The sequence below is a fragment of the Pseudoalteromonas sp. MER144-MNA-CIBAN-0113 genome, from assembly GCF_040308965.1.
Lineage (GTDB): Bacteria > Pseudomonadota > Gammaproteobacteria > Enterobacterales > Alteromonadaceae > Pseudoalteromonas > Pseudoalteromonas tetraodonis.
This window is the reverse complement of record NZ_JBEOOG010000043.1, coordinates 15,474-32,555: the sequence shown is the minus strand read 5'-3', so window position 1 is coordinate 32,555 and position 17,082 is coordinate 15,474. Positions and strand designations below refer to the sequence as shown.

Annotated in this window: 16 protein-coding genes; 5 read left to right on the top strand and 11 right to left on the bottom strand. The window is 40.1% G+C overall.

All coding sequences use genetic code 11. From position 1 onward, the window contains the following. A partial coding sequence (locus tag AAEY57_RS12170; protein ID WP_350607950.1) for a hypothetical protein occupies positions 1-182 on the top strand: 182 nt, incomplete at its 5' end. Positions 183-185: 3 nt separating this feature from the next. Here AAEY57_RS12170 and AAEY57_RS12165 read toward each other — a convergent pair. Next, positions 186-1,043 (bottom strand): tetratricopeptide repeat protein, encoded by an 858-nt coding sequence (locus AAEY57_RS12165; protein ID WP_013464241.1) that lies wholly within the window; start codon positions 1,041-1,043, stop codon positions 186-188. A 109-nt stretch (positions 1,044-1,152) separates the two neighbouring features. Between AAEY57_RS12165 and AAEY57_RS12160 the strand changes: the two genes are divergently transcribed. Next, positions 1,153-2,463, top strand: a complete 1,311-nt coding sequence (locus AAEY57_RS12160) for a M20 metallopeptidase family protein (protein WP_013464240.1) — start codon at positions 1,153-1,155, stop codon at positions 2,461-2,463. Positions 2,464-2,491: 28 nt separating this feature from the next. On the opposite strand, the gene AAEY57_RS12155 is transcribed toward AAEY57_RS12160, so the two are convergent. The 4 genes from AAEY57_RS12155 to pomA all read right to left on the bottom strand — a co-directional run bounded on the left by AAEY57_RS12155 (position 2,492) and on the right by pomA (position 6,831). Continuing rightward, positions 2,492-4,432 (bottom strand): DNA topoisomerase III, encoded by a 1,941-nt coding sequence (locus AAEY57_RS12155; RefSeq protein ID WP_350607949.1) that lies wholly within the window; start codon positions 4,430-4,432, stop codon positions 2,492-2,494. A 75-nt stretch (positions 4,433-4,507) separates the two neighbouring features. Continuing rightward, positions 4,508-4,993, bottom strand: a complete 486-nt coding sequence (locus AAEY57_RS12150) for a hypothetical protein (protein WP_350607948.1) — start codon at positions 4,991-4,993, stop codon at positions 4,508-4,510. Between the two features lie 147 nt (positions 4,994-5,140). After that, a complete protein-coding gene (locus AAEY57_RS12145; RefSeq protein ID WP_028834921.1) occupies positions 5,141-6,061 on the bottom strand; it encodes a flagellar motor protein MotB in 921 nt (306 codons plus the stop codon). A gap of 2 nt (positions 6,062-6,063) precedes the next feature. Then, positions 6,064-6,831, bottom strand: a complete 768-nt coding sequence (gene pomA, locus AAEY57_RS12140; protein WP_016900636.1) for a flagellar motor protein PomA — start codon at positions 6,829-6,831, stop codon at positions 6,064-6,066. Between the two features lie 303 nt (positions 6,832-7,134). Here pomA and xseB point away from each other — a divergent pair, with 303 nt between their 5' ends. The 3 genes from xseB to dxs all read left to right on the top strand — a co-directional run bounded on the left by xseB (position 7,135) and on the right by dxs (position 10,245). Further along, positions 7,135-7,377 carry an exodeoxyribonuclease VII small subunit gene (xseB, locus tag AAEY57_RS12135; RefSeq protein ID WP_262976184.1) on the top strand — a complete coding sequence of 81 codons (243 nt, stop codon included), beginning with the start codon at positions 7,135-7,137 and terminating at the stop codon, positions 7,375-7,377. Between the two features lie 2 nt (positions 7,378-7,379). Next, positions 7,380-8,267 carry a (2E,6E)-farnesyl diphosphate synthase gene (ispA, locus tag AAEY57_RS12130; RefSeq protein WP_013464235.1) on the top strand — a complete coding sequence of 296 codons (888 nt, stop codon included), beginning with the start codon at positions 7,380-7,382 and terminating at the stop codon, positions 8,265-8,267. Between the two features lie 115 nt (positions 8,268-8,382). Further along, positions 8,383-10,245, top strand: a complete 1,863-nt coding sequence (gene dxs, locus AAEY57_RS12125; RefSeq protein ID WP_350607947.1) for a 1-deoxy-D-xylulose-5-phosphate synthase — start codon at positions 8,383-8,385, stop codon at positions 10,243-10,245. Positions 10,246-10,307: 62 nt separating this feature from the next. Here dxs and AAEY57_RS12120 read toward each other — a convergent pair whose 3' ends face one another. The 6 genes from AAEY57_RS12120 to ribBA all read right to left on the bottom strand — a co-directional run bounded on the left by AAEY57_RS12120 (position 10,308) and on the right by ribBA (position 17,065). Next, positions 10,308-13,394: a diguanylate cyclase domain-containing protein gene (locus AAEY57_RS12120; protein ID WP_350607946.1), complete on the bottom strand. Its 3,087-nt coding sequence runs from the start codon at positions 13,392-13,394 to the stop codon at positions 10,308-10,310. A 31-nt stretch (positions 13,395-13,425) separates the two neighbouring features. Then, positions 13,426-13,911, bottom strand: a complete 486-nt coding sequence (locus AAEY57_RS12115) for a phosphatidylglycerophosphatase A family protein (RefSeq protein ID WP_008110211.1) — start codon at positions 13,909-13,911, stop codon at positions 13,426-13,428. Then, positions 13,908-14,882 (bottom strand): thiamine-phosphate kinase, encoded by a 975-nt coding sequence (gene thiL / locus AAEY57_RS12110; RefSeq protein WP_350607945.1) that lies wholly within the window; start codon positions 14,880-14,882, stop codon positions 13,908-13,910. The genes AAEY57_RS12115 and thiL overlap by 4 nt, the downstream gene beginning before the upstream one ends. Before the next feature lie 83 nt (positions 14,883-14,965). Beyond that, positions 14,966-15,379 (bottom strand): transcription antitermination factor NusB, encoded by a 414-nt coding sequence (gene nusB / locus AAEY57_RS12105; protein WP_008110215.1) that lies wholly within the window; start codon positions 15,377-15,379, stop codon positions 14,966-14,968. Positions 15,380-15,394: 15 nt separating this feature from the next. Then, entirely contained in the window at positions 15,395-15,859 is a 465-nt protein-coding gene (gene ribH / locus AAEY57_RS12100) for a 6,7-dimethyl-8-ribityllumazine synthase (RefSeq protein ID WP_008110216.1), read from the bottom strand. A gap of 93 nt (positions 15,860-15,952) precedes the next feature. Continuing rightward, on the bottom strand, positions 15,953-17,065 hold the full coding sequence (gene ribBA / locus AAEY57_RS12095; RefSeq protein WP_013464232.1) for a bifunctional 3,4-dihydroxy-2-butanone-4-phosphate synthase/GTP cyclohydrolase II: 1,113 nt from the start codon (positions 17,063-17,065) through the stop codon (positions 15,953-15,955). Positions 17,066-17,082 lie beyond the last annotated feature (17 nt).

The following is a 17,082-nucleotide window of genomic DNA, read 5'->3' as shown; positions in this document are numbered from 1 at the left end:
TCGATTTTAACGCAAGCGTTTTTAAAGGCTTTTTTGCATTTAATTTTTACCCCAAAGATACCCCACCTAGACACACACGTTACCCACAAAACCCTGTGGATAACCCTGCATTTATCCTCTTTTTAAATGTAGAAAACAAAAAAGCATCTTTAGTTAGATGCTTTTATAAAGGTTCTAATTAGCCGTTAATATAAAATACTATAGAGCTTGCGGCGATATTTAGCGGCTAATGCATCGCCGTCAGGTAAAGAGGCGATTATTGCTAAGAAGTTTGGTTTGGCTTCATCATAGTTAAGATCCTTTTTAAGGATAGTAAAGAGTGCTTCTAATGCCTCTTCTTTCCTTCCCGCTTCATTTAAAAGGTTACTTAGCTGCATTTGCAAATCAAGTTCATTTGGATGTTTAGCGACTTTTTCTTGAAGTTCTTTTATCTGCGGTGAATCGGTTGCCTCTAATGCGGCCTCACATTTTGCCTTAATATTATTAAAGTATGCATCTTGCTCTTTTACATCTATTGTTTCTATTAACGCAGCGGCTTCATCAAGTTTGTGGATTTGTATACATATATCTGCCAGTACTAATTTAATCCTCGCATTTCGACTATCAAGTTCATACGCTTGTTTGGCATAAGTAAACGCGGCATTTAAGTCGCTATTAATCAGTGCTTGCTTAGCCTGCTCTAATAATAAGTCTTGTTGAGCTGGTAAATGTTTAGATAATGCATCACGAACTTGGCTTTCTGTTTGTGCACCCGCTAATACATCAACTGGAGCTGAGTCTTTTAATAACACTAAAGTAGGTAAGGTTTGCAATCCAACTTGTTGGGCAAGTTGAGAGGCAAGTGCCTGCTCTGCATCGCAGTCTAAGTTTGCGACTACTATATAGTTGCTGTATTCAGCAGCTAACTTATCTAAAATAGCTGCTTGGCTAATACACTCTGGGCTTTGTGGAGAAAAAAAGTTAAGTAGTACTAACTTTTGTTGTGATGTTTCACCCAATACTTGCTGAAGGTTTTGTGCGTTAAGACTAACTATATTGCTCATTGAATTATTGCCATGTTCATCTATTTAGGTTTTTATATGGTGATGAAGATAATAATTACAAGTCATCTGTTTAAATCATTTAAATACAATAGAAGGTAGTGAGGGAAATATGAAATTAGCGTATGTAAGTGCATTGTGTTTATTAGTCAGCCCATTATTGAATGCGCAAGCACTTAAGTTGGATCTTGATACCAGCATGCCGGCAATAGAAAAACTTTACTTAGACCTACATCAATCACCTGAATTGTCATATAAGGAAAAGCAAACAGGTAAAAAAATCGCTGAACGACTTCAGAAATTAGGGTTTGACGTAACCGATAATGTAGGTGGCTATGGTGTAGTCGGAATTTACAAAAATGGTCAAGGCCCTACCGTCATGATCAGAACTGATACTGATGGCCTGCCTATAACAGAGCAAACAGGCAAAACTTACGCATCAACTATTACCACAATTAATGATCAAGGTAGTGAAGTTGGCGTTATGCATGGCTGTGGTCATGATATTCATATGAGCTCTTTTATTGGTACTGCTGAGCAATTAATTACGCATAAAAATAAGTGGCAAGGTACTTTAATGATGGTTGCTCAACCCGCTGAAGAAGTAGGCGGTGGTGCAAAAGCAATGCTCAAGGAAGGATTATTTAACAAATACGCTAAACCAGATCATATTATTGCTTTGCATGTAAGCGCTAGCGTTGCTGCGGGTAAAGTGGCAATGAAAAATGAATACACTATGGCCAGTGTTGATTCTGTTGATATTAGTATAAAAGGCAAAGGTGGCCATGGTGCTTACCCGCATACAACTATCGACCCTGTGATCATCGCAGCTCGAACGATACTTGCACTACAAACAATTACTAGTCGTGAGCTTTCTCCACTTGAGCCTTCAGTGATAACGGTGGGTTCCATTCATGGTGGCTCTAAACACAATGTTATTTCTGATGAAGTTAAGTTGCAACTTACGCTACGCAGCTACAATCCAGATATACGTAACGCACAAATAGTGGCAATTAAACGTATTACTGCAGGTATAGCACAAAGTGCAGGCCTCGAGGAATCTCTCTACCCTGTAGTGAAAGTTCATGAAGATGAATCAATTCCATCAACTTACAATAACCCAGTACAAACTAACCTTGTTCGAAACGCTATAAAAAGTGCGATAGGTGATGCAAACGTGCTCGAAACAGAAGCGGTAATGGCCGGTGAAGACTTTGGATTATACGGGCGCACCGACGAAAATATTCCTATCACCTTATTTTGGCTAGGTGGCGTTAACCAACAGCAGTACGCCAAGGCAATAAAAAATAACGAAACACTGCCCTCGTTACATTCAAGTAAATTTGCGCCTGATTATAAAGTAGCACTGCCTACAGGAATAAAGGCAATGAGTAACGCCGCTGTGGCACTATTCAATCAGTAACCTTCAACGCTATATGTAAGCCCTGCGATTAATTTACCGCAGGGCTTTTTTTATAACTCGACTTTTTATACGGCGCTTTTTTTGTACGTTTGGCAAAGCGCTTTTTAGGTGACGTTTTAGGTAACAGTGCAAATGCCTGACTATTGCAGTTCGCCGCTTGACTTACAAAATTAGTTAAATCGGCTAATAAAGGTTGTATAAACTGCTGATAACTCATTGCTTGCTGTGCAATATCACCTAAACTCGACTCCCATTTTGCAGTTAAGTCGGGGCTTGATAATCCCTCTGGTAATACACTAATTAATGCCAGACCTGTTTCAGTTGCTTTAATTGCTTTTCCCTCACGTTTTAAAAAGCGACGTTTAAATAACAGCTCAATAATGCCTGCACGCGTTGCTTCTGTACCGAGGCCATCTGTTTCTTTTAATATTTTTTTGATTTGCAGGTCTTTTACATAACGGCTAATTCCCGTCATAGCAGCAAGTAAGGTTGCATCGGTAAAATGAGCCGGAGGAGATGTATGCTTTTGCACCACTTCACCTTTAGCACAAGTAAGTGCCATACCTTTTTCTAAATAAGGCAATGTAGCTTCTTCTTTGAGTTCCGACTTACCCATGAGCAATTTAAAACCTAAGCTTACATCTTGCTTTGCACTTGCTTTAAATAAACCTCCGGCTATGGTTACCTCTACTTTGCTTTCGTTGTAAATGTAGTCGGGATAAAACTGAATTAAATAGTGTCGACTTATTAACTGATAAATTTTTGCTTCATCATTGGCTAAACTCACACTTTTTAACTGTTTAGCTGTCGGCACAATGGCGTGATGAGCGGCCACTTTTGCATCATTAAAACATTTACTACGTTGTTTTGCATTTGCCTCATTTACCAGCTCTACTGACTGCCCACCATTTACGGCTATCGCTTTTAAAATAGCAGGTGCATCTTGGTGATGCTCTCTCGGTAAGTAACGGTTATCTGAGCGTGGGTAGGTAATTAATTTATGACGTTCATATAAAACTTGGCAAATATCGAGTACTTTTTGTGCTGGCATCCCAAAAGCTTTAGCAGCATCTATTTGTAAAGCAGATAAGTTATAAGGAAGCGGCGCGGTTTGTTTTTTTTGCTTTTGCTCAAGCGCTGTTACATTTGCGGGCTGATTAGCAATGCGTGAAGTCACATTTTCGGCTAAGGCTTTATTAAGTACTCTGCCCTCTTCATCTTGATATGGTTCGCACGCTTTACTCGGTATCCACTTAGCAGTAAATGATTGCTGCTCAGGTGTAACAAGATGAGCAAGTACTTCATAAAATGGTTTGGATACAAAATTTGCGATTTCATTATCACGATTTACAACTAAACCTAAAATAGGTGTTTGTACTCGCCCAACCGACAACACATTACCAAAGCCCGCTTTTTTCCCAGCTAGCGTATAAGCTCGCGTTAAATTCATACCAAACAACCAATCAGCACGAGACCGTGCTAAAGCAGATACACTCAAAGGGATAAAATCACGGTTAGCCCGCATAGAGTTGAGTGATTTTTTTACCGCAGTTAAGTTTAAATCACTAATCAATAAGCGTTGAATACTTTGCTTTTTAGTTTGACTAATTTTTGCTTGCTCGATTACTTCATCAACCAGTAGCTGACCCTCACGATCAGGATCGCCAGCATGCACGAGTGTTGTAGCCTGCTTAATTAATTTTTTTAAAATGGTAAGCTGCTTACGGGTTTTTGTTTTAGCTTTTAATTGCCAGTGTTCAGGCACAATAGGTAAATGCTCAAATTGCCATTTTTTAAAACGCTCATCATAGTCATCGGGTTCTGCTTGCTCGAGCAAATGACCTATGCACCAAGACACACAATCACCATTCGCCACTTCAATATAACCATCGTGTTTTTTATGAGGTTTTGGAAGCGCATCTGCAATAGCGCGTCCTAATGAAGGTTTTTCAGCAATATAAAGTTTCATAACCACACCCCAACACTGTTCATATAAACAGTAGTTTAGCATATCAGTTTAAAACTGGGGATATTTTTATAGTTTCTAACTTAAAGCTTTATTTCGCTTATTAACAAAAAGATATAAAAGAGGCAGGTAACACACTATAACTGTGCCAACATTAATGAGTGGCAGTAAAGTTTTATACATATAAGTGCTATATGATAATTCCCAAAGATGGCGGTCGACTAAACGAAACAATTGTAAAATGGGTGCACCAATAACCACAAGCTGACCCAGTACGCATTGCCACAAATAAACTTTATCTTTGATACCTAAATAAGCAATCAAAGCCATCCAAGATAAATCGTTTAATGCCCAAACTACATAACGGTATATGTAAGTGCCGTCATCAAACTCTTTGAGCGATGAATGAATTAAAGCACCAAAAAGAAAAAAAGAAGCCGTTATTAAAGTAAACCTTAAAGCACAGAGATCTTTTCGTAAATAAAAAACAAAAATAGCTGGGCTCAAAATAAGCACCCAGCTACTGTTTAAAATTTCTAAAATTTTATCAAACCAATCAGGCATGATTACTTAGTAAAATTCGTTTTTTTATCATCGTCATCGCCAGTACCGTTACCAGGCATACTACAATACTTAGTTAACATACTCGCCCCATTACATTTGTTAAGAATGTTGCATTCTATGCTAAAAAAGGTACATAGCCAAGTCATTCTATCTTACATCAATTGGCGCTGACTCTTTTGCCTTGCCTTGTAAAATTGATATTTCTACACGGCGGTTACGTCTTCGATCTTCGCGGGAGTCGTTCGGCACTAAGGGCCTAGTTTCTGCACGTCCTACCACCATCATTCTGGTTTTATCAAAACCTGGAACTTTTTGTAATTCACTCGCTACCGCAACTGCGCGTTTAGATGATAAATCCCAGTTATTAATGTAAAGCTCGTTGGAAACCTGAAAATCATCCGTATGACCAGACACCGTAATTTCACCGGGTACATCTTTAAGTAATCGGCCAATATCTTGAATGATAGGTTTAAATTGTGGTTGTAAAAATGCACTCCCCGATGGAAACGAGCCATTTTCTCTAATACGAATTATGATTTGCTGCCCTAAAGATTCAAGCTCAATAGCCCCATCAATAATTTGCTTTTCAAGCTGTTGCGCAATTTTTTTAACTAAGTCATTTATTTGCTCTTGATCAGCAGCAGACACTGCCGTAGCTGCAGCAACTTCCTCTGAGGTACTGCTTGATTCACCACCTCGCTTTTCACCACGTTGCTCTTGACGTCCACCTGCGGAGCTTTCATCTCCCGCCTGAAACTCAAGCATTTGTTGGGTCATTTCAACCGTTTGTTGCTGAATGGTTTCTATAGGAGTTGGCTCAGGTTTACCCGGCGTAAACTCCATAGCAATAACAGATGTCCCTTTTGGAATGTCTTTTACTTCTATTTTATTTTGTACACCAAAAGCAAACTTCATTGAGCCTGCAATTTGTTTAAATTTAAGTACATCCATTTCAGAAAATGCGAGTAAAAGTACGAAAAAGCACATTAATAATGACATTAAATCGGCAAACGTTCCCATCCACGCAGGAAGTCCTGGAGGTGGGCATTTGCACTCTTCATCTGACATAATTATTCCTCAGTATTGACTGCGCGTTTTGATTCAGCCAAATAATTTTTCAAGATCCCTTCAATTACTTTAGGATTTTGCCCGTCTTGAATACCTAATACTGCATCTAAAATTAAGCGCTGATTCATGGCCTCTTCGTCTTTACGCAGTTCAAGTTTTACCTGAATAGGAATGGCTACAACGTTTGCTAAAAACGCACCGTATAATGTGGTTAACAACGCAACCGCCATTGCCGGTCCGATAGCTTTGGGGTCATCCATGTTCGAGAGCATAGCCACTAAGCCTATCAACGTACCGATCATCCCCATTGCAGGTGCAATATCACCTAATGATTTAAATAAGGTTGCCCCCATTTCATGGCGAGTGGTGGTTAACGAAATATCTTTTTGTAATGTTGCACGTACCACATCAGCATCATGCCCATCTACTAGCATATCAACGCCTTTGCGCATAAAAGGATTTGGGATTTCGGCTTCTTCTAAGGCTAAAAACCCGCCTTTTCGAGCAGAGTCAGCTAATTCTACCGCTTTTTCGATTAATGCTTCAGGAGGCTCAATTTTAAACATAAACGCTTTTGCACATACTTTACCAATGCCAAGAAATTGCGACATGGTAAAATTAGATAAAACGATAAAAAGGGAACCACCAAATACAATAACCACAGAAGGGGTATTGTAAAACATAGCGACTTCACCGCTACTACTCATAAACATGGACATGACAATTAAGCCAATTGCGCCAAGGATCCCAATAATGGTTGCTAAATCCACATTCCCTCCAAAGGTTTTATATTTTTTCTTCGCAAGCGTTGTTATTAATTGTTTATCGGCAAGGTACTGAAATACTTAAGTGATTTTTATGATAAACGGTAAAATTAAGATTAGCTATATTTTAGATCAACATAGGTAATCAATCTAATTAATCAAAATTAATAATTTTAAAAAATAACGTTGAAACGCAATAAAACCCAATCAACAGCATTTATCTATCAAAAAACAATATCATTCTTTGACCTAGTTTAGCATTCCCCCTAAAATTGGCGTCTAAATTTATTATGTAAGTTGAAAATAAAGATGGCGACTAAAAAACCTGAAAATTTAAGTTTCGAACAAGCACTAGAAGAGTTAACAACAATTGTCAGTGAAATGGAACAAGGTGATTTATCGCTTGAACAGTCTTTAAAGCAATTTGAGCGCGGTATTGCACTTGCGAGCGCATCTTCAGGCAAACTTCAACAAGCTGAGCAAAAGGTGTCGATATTAATGGGTAATGACGAAAAAGCACCGCTTACTCACTTTGATAACGATATGGAATAATCGTGAGCATAAAAGAACAAATAAAACTCGCTCAAGATGATGTAGCTAATACGCTCAACCTTTATTTTGAACAACCTCTTGAAAGCGACAATACTATAAAAGAAGCCACACATTACAGTGTAATGAATGGTGGTAAAAGACTGCGCCCGTTTTTAGTGTACACCACAGGTAAAATACTCGGTGCTGACAAGCGTGATTTAGATGTACTTGCCGCAGCCATTGAATGTATTCATAGTTATTCATTAGTGCATGACGACTTACCCGCTATGGATGATGATGATTTACGCCGTGGTCGCCCTACATGTCATATTGTATATGGTGAAGCACAAGCGATTTTAGCTGGAGATGCACTGCAAACTTTAGCATTTGAACTTATTGCTAAGCACACATTTAAATGTTCGACTGAAGCACAATTAAAAATGATCGCAGCACTAGCGCATGCATCGGGGTTACAAGGTATGGTTGCCGGACAAGGCCGCGATATTGCAGCAACCGATAAGGTTATTACTGTTGATGAGTTAGAACGCATTCATAAACTTAAAACCGGTGCGCTAATAAATTGTGCGATCACTCTTGGCGCACTGTGCGCTCCTAATACAAGCCAACAAACTTTAGATAACTTATCAACTTTTGGATACGCTATAGGGCTTGCATTTCAAGTTCATGACGATATTTTAGATGTTGAGGGCGATACGCTTACTTTAGGCAAGCCACAAGGGTCAGATATTGCAGCGAATAAAGCGACATACCCCGCTTTATTAGGTATGCTAGGCGCTAAGCAAAAAGCACAAAATTTAATACAACAAGCCCATGAGGCATTAGCTAACATTGACGCAGACACAACAGATTTAGCGGCATTGGCTAACTATTTAATTGAACGTGACCATTAAATACAGCTAAAACGTATTAACTCTTAGTATAAAATTATTACTGAATATTAAGTCGCCTTTTAAACCTCGTTTGTTTTGAGGAGGGTTAATATTAGCGAAGGATATATAAAAAACCATGACACTTGATAGCAGCAAGTATCCATTACTTGATTTGGTGAACGAACCAGCCCACTTGCGAGACTTAGCACAAGATAAGCTTCCTGCATTTAGCCATGAATTGCGTGACTATTTACTCAATTCGGTATCGCAAAGTAGCGGTCATTTAGCGTCTGGTTTAGGAACCGTAGAACTTACCGTTGCACTACATTATGTATACAACACACCCGAAGACCGCTTGGTCTGGGATGTGGGTCATCAAGCTTATCCGCATAAAATACTGACTGGCCGTCGTGATCAAATGCATACCATTCGCCAAAAAGACGGATTGCATCCTTTCCCTTTTAGAGATGAAAGTGAATACGACACCTTTAGTGTTGGCCATTCAAGTACCTCAATTTCTGCGGCGTTAGGTATGTCTATTGCTGCACAAAAAGAAGGCAAAGGGCGTAAAACAGTCGCGGTAATAGGCGATGGCGCAATTACTGCTGGTATGGCCTTTGAAGCAATGAACCACCTTGGCGATGTTAAATCAGACATGCTGATCATTTTGAACGATAACGAAATGTCGATATCTGAAAATGTCGGTGCGTTAACCAATCATTTTGCGCGTATTTTATCAGGTAGCTTTTATACCAACATCCGCGAAGGCAGTAAAAAGCTGCTCTCTGGTGTACCGCCGGTAAAAGAGCTTGCCAGCCGTATGGAAGAACACATTAAAGGGATGATGATCCCGGGTACTTTTTTTGAAGAATTAGGTCTAAATTACATTGGCCCAATTGATGGACATGATGTGAATATGTTGGTTGATACGCTGCGCAATATGCGTAACTTAAAAGGCCCACAGCTTTTACATATAAAAACCCAGAAAGGCAAAGGTTACAAGCCTGCCGAAGCCGATCCGATTGGTTATCATGGCGTACCAAAATTTGATCCTGCAACATCAAGCTTACCAAAATCTAAGCCAGGTGCGGCGACTTTCTCAAATGTGTTTGGTGATTGGCTTTGTGACATGGCCGAGCAAGACAGTAAGCTCATGGCAATCACGCCAGCTATGCGTGAAGGTTCAGGCATGGTACGTTTTTCTAAAGAGTATCCAGAACAATACTTTGACGTAGCAATAGCAGAACAACACGCTGTTACTCTTGCTGCAGGTTTTGCTTGTGAGGGCTTAAAGCCCGTTGTGGCTATCTATTCTAGCTTTTTACAACGCGCGTACGATCAACTAATTCACGACGTTGCACTGCAAAACCTACCGGTATTATTTGCTATAGACCGCGCCGGTATTGTTGGAGCCGATGGTGAAACCCATCAAGGCGCCTACGACTTAAGCTTTATGCGCTGTATACCTAATATGGTCATTATGGCCCCAAGTGATACTAACGAATGCCGTCATATGCTTTATACAGGCTATCAAGCTAATTGTCCTGTTGCTGTTCGTTACCCGCGTGGTAGTGCAGGCTCAACAGACATTCAAAGCACTATGCAACAACTTGAAATGGGTAAAGCAAATGTAATTAAAAAAGGTACTAAAGTGGCTATATTGTCATTTGGTACCTTGCTTGAAAACGCACAACTTGCCACTGATGAGCTCAATGCCACTCTAGTAAACATGCGATTTATTAAGCCACTTGATACGGCATTAATTGATGAGCTGATTAATGATCACGATATTATTGTAACCCTAGAAGATAACGCGATTGCGGGCGGTGCAGGCTCTGCAGTTAATGAATATTTATCGAGCATTAAAGCCGATGTAAAAGTGCTTAACTTAGGTATTCCTGATGAATTCATTAAACATGGCACACAACAGCAAATGCACGATGAAATGGGGTTAGGTGAACACGGTATTTTAACTTCAATTAAATCATTTATGAGCTAACACTTATCGTGTTTAATAAAAAAGGAGCCATTGGCTCCTTTTTTATTGCTCATCTATAACCTCTAGCGCATCCATACCTTAATATCGGCTAGACCATTGCTTTGTAACAAACCAATTTGCTGTTCAACATTGGGGTTTTGCTCAAACTCAAATGCATCTAATTGCTCGTCAAAGGTAATATTAGCGACGCCATCGCCGCCGCGTTTTTTAACTTGATGTAATGCTATGTCAGCTAGATTAATTGATGTTTCCCAGCTAATAACTTGCCCACCTAAGAGAGGTAACGGATAGAACGACCACCCGACTGACGCTGTTATATTGGTTGTTTCACCGTTAGGAAGCTGAAACGAATAATCAGCAATTGCTTGGCATAATTCATATACATAGCTGTCGATTAAATTACATTTAAAATCGCGCAATAACAGTAAAAACTCATCACCACTCCAACGGGCAACATAATCAGAACCTTGGGTACGCGAGTTAAGTAATGCTGCTACTTGTTGTAAACAGCTATCTCCAGCAATAGGACCATAGGCATCGTTAATGCGGCTAAAGTTATCTAAATTAATAATTAACAACACCAACGATTTACCTTGAGCCTGTAATGACTGCGAGTTACGCTGAAAATGCTCAATATCTTTTGGTAGTTGATCAAACAAAAAACGGCGACTTCTCAGCCCTGTTAGCTCATCAGAGTGACTAACAAGTTTAAGCTGAGAGTTTACTTGGTTTAATTTATCGTTTGCTTGGCGAAGCTCAAGGGTTCGCTCAGTAATAAGCCCCTCAAGAACCTGCTGCTTACGTCGCTCTTGAACTTTAAATACCCAAAACACCAAATAAAAGAGCAACACAAAACCACTGGTGATCAGTAATCTAAAATATATAGTTTCACCAAATCGTTCAGGCACCACAAAAGCGTATTCGGCCGATTGCGCTTTGCCCCAATCTTCACCTTGACGTTTTGTCTCTAATTCAAATAAAAACATACCTGCTGGTAAGTTAGTGTAAATTGCTTCTCGGCGGGTATTTGCATAGCGCCAATCATTATCAAGTCCATTGAGTTTATACCTAAACTCTATACTTGCAGGTGCATAATAATCGATAGCGGTATAGGTAAGCGTTACATCACGCTCGTCAGTTTTAAGTACTGGCTTTTTACCTAACGCAGCCGCAGCAAGTTTTCGTGATGGCGTGGTTAAAGTTTCTATAGTTGGTTTAAGTGAACGCAGTCCAAATAATTCTACGTCTTTAGGAATTTCTACAACGCCTTGCAAGCTGGGATACCAAATTGAATTATCCATATCAACCACCGCATCATGGCCTAAACCATTACAGCATTGACTTGCTTTACCATCGAGCTGTCGATCAAATGAAGAGATCACTTCCTCCACTTTTAGGCTTTCAATGTTGGCTTTGAATTGCTCAACTGGCATGCGATAAACCCCTTTCATGGTGCTTACCCAAATGCGTTTTGTAGTATCATCGTACTCAAGACTAAATATAGAACCATATGGCAGCCCATTGGCGGCATCTAATTGCTGCCACTGCCCTTGTCCACTGCGATAAAACAAACCATCATTCAACGAACCAATTAAAATACCTACGCCTTTAATGTGTAAAATGCTAGTAACGTACGCACTTTCTAAGGTGGTTTGGTCACCTATTTTTTCTATCCCGCGTTCAGTAAAGTAATACGCGCCTTTACTGGTACCAATCACGCCAAAATTTGGTTTATCTAGAACATAAGTAACAAACTTACTACCTAAGAACGCATTGTACGCAAAAGGGTTTAAGCCATTATAATTTAGACGATATAACCCTCGTCCGGTGCCTACCCAAAAGCCGCCTTTAGTTGAAGTGCTAATTGCAAAAACAGGGTTATCGCTCAACGCACGAGCAGGGAAACTATATAAGGTGTTCGACTCATAGAAAAACAAGCCTCTGCCAGTAGCAATATAAAGGCGATCGCCATCAAATTGCAGGTCATGTACCGAGGCATTTCCATACTTGGCACTATTGATAACATTAATAAAGGTTTTATCGGCATCAAAATAACCAATGCCACTTTTATTGGCAATCCATAATTTACCATCAGGTGATTTACTAATAGCCATCACCGCTTCGGTCATTTTAGAAATGGCTGAATGGCGCTCTATTCGCCCTTCGTGAGCAAGCCATAACCCTTCACTAAAACTCGCTAGCCATATGTTATTTTCATCATCTCTAAATATATCGGCAAACCAAATGCTCTGATCTAATTGGCTGGGTTCAACCCACTGCCAATCATTAGATTTAGCTCTAAATAATAAACGTCCATAGGTTGATATCCACAAGCCGCCATTACCATCGCTCATAAACTTATACACAGCTGAGTTATTAGCATTGGGCAGTGGAAACGGACGTAGCTCGTCATCTAAATCTAAAAAGTAAGCCCCTAACTCAGAAGCTAGGTACAAATTACCATTTAAAAACGATAGATCGTGAACAATGGTTTGCGCTAAACGATCAGGCAGAGCCACTTTAGCAGTTAGTTCTAAGCGTAATTTAGAAAAGTCAGACGCGCTTTGCGTCAGGCGTAATAAATTACGGTCGTTAACCAGCCAAATTCCCTCTGGTGAGAGCGCCATTTTACTGACTGACCCTACTATTTGGGTGATCGCAGTGGCATTTACGATAGGGCTCGGATTGTTTAGCTGGTCGCGCAGCTCTATCTGGCCTCTGTCTATGTAATAAAGCCCATTAGCTGCTATCCAAATACTGCCTTTAGAGTCTTCAAGAATATCTCTAACAGGGCCTTTAATATTAAACTCTTGTGCGGTTAGCTTTTCTGGGTCTATAACAACTAGGCCGTTTTTCGTGCCTATCCATAATAGTCCTTGGCCATCAATCAGTAATTTATTGATGCCATTGCTGGGTAAAAACAGACTATTTTGAGTGTTGTAATTAGTAAAAGTGTTACCATCAAATCGGCTTAACCCGAATTGCGTACCAAGCCACATGTAGCCTTGGTTATCTTGCACCACACTTTTGAGGGATTGTGAGGGAAGTCCGTCTTTAATGTTCCATTGTTTAACTACGTAATCAGTAATTGAAGCCGTACTTGGCATGGCACACATCAAGAGTACACAAACCAATAAAAATCGCATCATAGTGCTGCCACCTAGTTAAACAAATAATAAATTAAAAGGGTAGTAAACCTACTTTTATCAATGCTTGCAAACAAATAAGCGAAAAAATACCTGCAAGTACATCATCGGCCATAATACCAAACCCACCATGAGCACGTTTATCAAGTATACGAATCGGCCCTGGCTTTGCTATATCAAAAAAGCGAAATAGTAAAAAGCCCACTAATAATGTTTGCCAATTCAGTGCTGCACCAATCATCGTTATATAGTAACCAGCGACTTCATCCCAAACAATAGCGGGGTGGTCATGAACTTGGAGGTCATCAGCTGTTTTTCCACATGCCCAAATACCAAATATACTGATCACCACCGCAAATACAATTTGTAACCATAACGGAAAATGCATGGTAATAAAAATAAACGGTAACGCCGCTAAAGTACCAAATGTACCTGGGGCTTTAGGCGCAAGCCCTGTACCAAAACCCAAACCAAAAAATTGATGTGGGCGTTTTAAATTAAATAATCGGTTTTTATTCAAACCTGCTCCTTGGAAAAGTGCTCAAAGCCTTTGTGCTCAAAAACAAACTTTTCACCTTGGTGTAATAATTCTATATTCCCGTCACCACTTTTGATTTGGCCGATACAGGTTGCTTCTACACCGTATTGGCGCAACTTAATATCGAGCATACTCTTATTACTGTCTGGGACGGTATAAAGTAGTTCATAGTCATCGCCATAGTTGAGTATAAAAGGAAGCTGTTGCTCAAAATCAAGACTCGCTTGCATTGCATCAGAAGTAGGTACATTTTCAATATTGATTGTTGCACTGACCTGTGACAAATCCAAAATGTGACTTAAATCAGCAAGTAAACCGTCTGAAATATCAATAGCTGATGACGCTAAGCCACGCAAAGCTTGTCCGGCGGCCACGCGTGGCGTTGGAAAGTTTAAACATTTATTAATATGCTTTAAATGTTCAGGTGCAACTGGCAAACCTTGTTTTTTTGACTCAATTGCCAAACCAGCATCACCTAGCGGTCCGGTTACAAAAATCCAGTCGCCCACTTTTGCGCCACTTCGACGCAGTGCTTTACCTTCAGGAACCGTGCCTTTTGCACAAATAGTAATACTGAGAGGGCCTTGAGTCGTATCGCCACCAATAATTTGTACATTAAAGTACTCAGCAATTTCATGCATACCGTCAGTCAGCTCTGCAATCCATTGTGGATCGATACTTGGCAACGTGAGTGCAACCGATACCCATGTAGGCTCTGCGCCCATGGCAGCTAAATCACTTAAATTTACTGCCAGAGCTCGATGCCCTAATGCGCGAGGAGAGATATCATGAAAAAAATGCACCCCAGCAACTAAGGTATCTGTTGTTACAGCAAGCTGACAGTTTGCTGGTACTGTGACAAGCGCACAGTCGTCTCCAATCCCTAAATTAACATCGCGACGAGTGATACCGCGACCTTTAAAGTAGTGATTAATTAATTCAAATTCCTTCATACACAAAAAAGCCGGCCTATGCCGGCTCTCCTTTTTAACGGTTATTTATAACAACTCACTGAATTAATATGCAGCTTAAGTTGTTATGACTTGCGTAACTGTTTTACAGCTTTATCAAGTACACCGTTTACAAATTTATGGCTATCTTCAGCGCCAAACATTTTCGCTAATTCAATGCTTTCATTGATAGCCACTTTGTAAGGAACATCTTCACGAAATTTAAGCTCGTAGCTGCTTAAACGTAAGATTGCACGTTCAACTTCGTCTAATTCATCAAATGGACGAGTTAAATGAGGCGATACAGCTTCGTCTAGTTGCTTATGATTTACGGCAACTCCACGCGCTAAATCTTTAAAATATTCAACATCAATTTTAGTCACATCGTTTTCGATCAACATTTGTTGTTCGATATCGGCAATTGCATTGCCGCTTAATTGCCATGAATACACGGCTTGAAGTGCTAAGATACGTGCTTTACGTCTTGCTGCTGGTTTCACAAAAATTCCTTAAACTTAAATTTTATCTAACACATTAACCATTTCAAGCGCACCTAAAGCAGCTTCGCCACCTTTGTTACCCATTTTGGTACCTGCGCGCTCAATTGCTTGCTCAATGCTTTCAGTGGTTAATACGCCAAATGCAACCGGGATATCATACTCAAGCGATACTTGTGCAAGCCCTTTATTTGACTCGCCAGCGACGAGATCAAAGTGAGGCGTGCCCCCTCTGATCACTACACCTAAGGCGATAATTGCATCATATTCTTTTTTTGCTGCAACGCGTTTCGCTGCTAAAGGTAATTCAACCGCACCGGGTACGTAAATCACGGTAATATCGTCTTCTGATACTCCACCAGTACGTTTTAGCTCATCAACAGCACCTGCAAGCAAGCTACTACCAATAAAGTCATTAAAACGAGAAATGACAATGGCAAACTTTTTGCCTGGAGCGTATTTATTACCTTCAATAATTTTCATTTGATAACCCTAAAAATAAGTTTAAGCGATTTCGGTTGCGCAAAAATTGATGCGCATTATACCACATAAATAAAATAATAACCTAGCGCGTAATTATTGTGGCTCTACGTAGTCAACCACTTCTAAATGGAACCCTGATAATGCATGGTATTTTTTAGGTAAACTCATCAAACGCATTTTTTGAATACCTAAATCAGCCAGAATTTGCGAACCCACACCTACGGTGCGCGAAGTACCTTGAAATTTACGTGGCGTCACATTTTCACCCGCATCAGCTGCGGCAAATGCTTTCACTGTGGCTTCTAACTCTTCAGTGCTTTCTTGCTTACCTAAAATAACTAAGGCGCCATTATGCTCAGCAATATAAGCCATTGCTTGCGATAAACCCCAACTACGGTCAGCATTGCGATCAGAGAGTAAAATATCGTTAAAGGTACTTTGTAAATGCACACGTACTAAGGTCGGTTCTTGTTGTTTTATTTCACCTTTAAGCAATGCATAGTGTAACTGCCCATCAATGGTGTCTTTGTATGTCACTAAGTCAAACTCACCATGTTCAGTTGGCAATTTACATTTTGCAACTTGCTCAATTGTGGTTTCGTTTAGGTTGCGGTACTCGATCAAATCAGCAATGGTGCCAATTTTAATATCATGTTGCTTAGCAAATACTTCTAAATCAGGACGACGCGCCATGGTGCCATCTTCATTTAGGATTTCTACAATCACTGATGATGGCTCAAGCCCTGCTAAACGCGCTAAGTCACACCCCGCTTCTGTATGCCCGGCACGTGTTAACACGCCGCCTGGTTGCGCCATAATAGGAAAAATATGACCTGGTTGTACAATATCGCTTGGCACAGCGCCTTTCGCGATGGCAGCTTGAACAGTGCGGGCACGATCCGCTGCAGAAATACCTGTGGTAACCCCTTTTGATGCTTCAATCGACATAGTGAAATTAGTTGAGAATGCGGCACCATTATTTTTTACCATTAATGGTAAATCAAGCTGCGAGCAACGCTCTTGAGTCATCGTTAAACAAATTAGTCCACGGCCATGAGTCGCCATAAAGTTAATCGCTTCTGCACTAATGTGTTCAGCAGCAATAATTAAATCGCCTTCATTTTCTCTGTCTTCATCATCCATTAAAATAACCATTTTACCGGCTTTAATGTCATCAATTATTTCTTGTGCGCTGTTTAAATTCATAAGTTGCTCGTATAAGT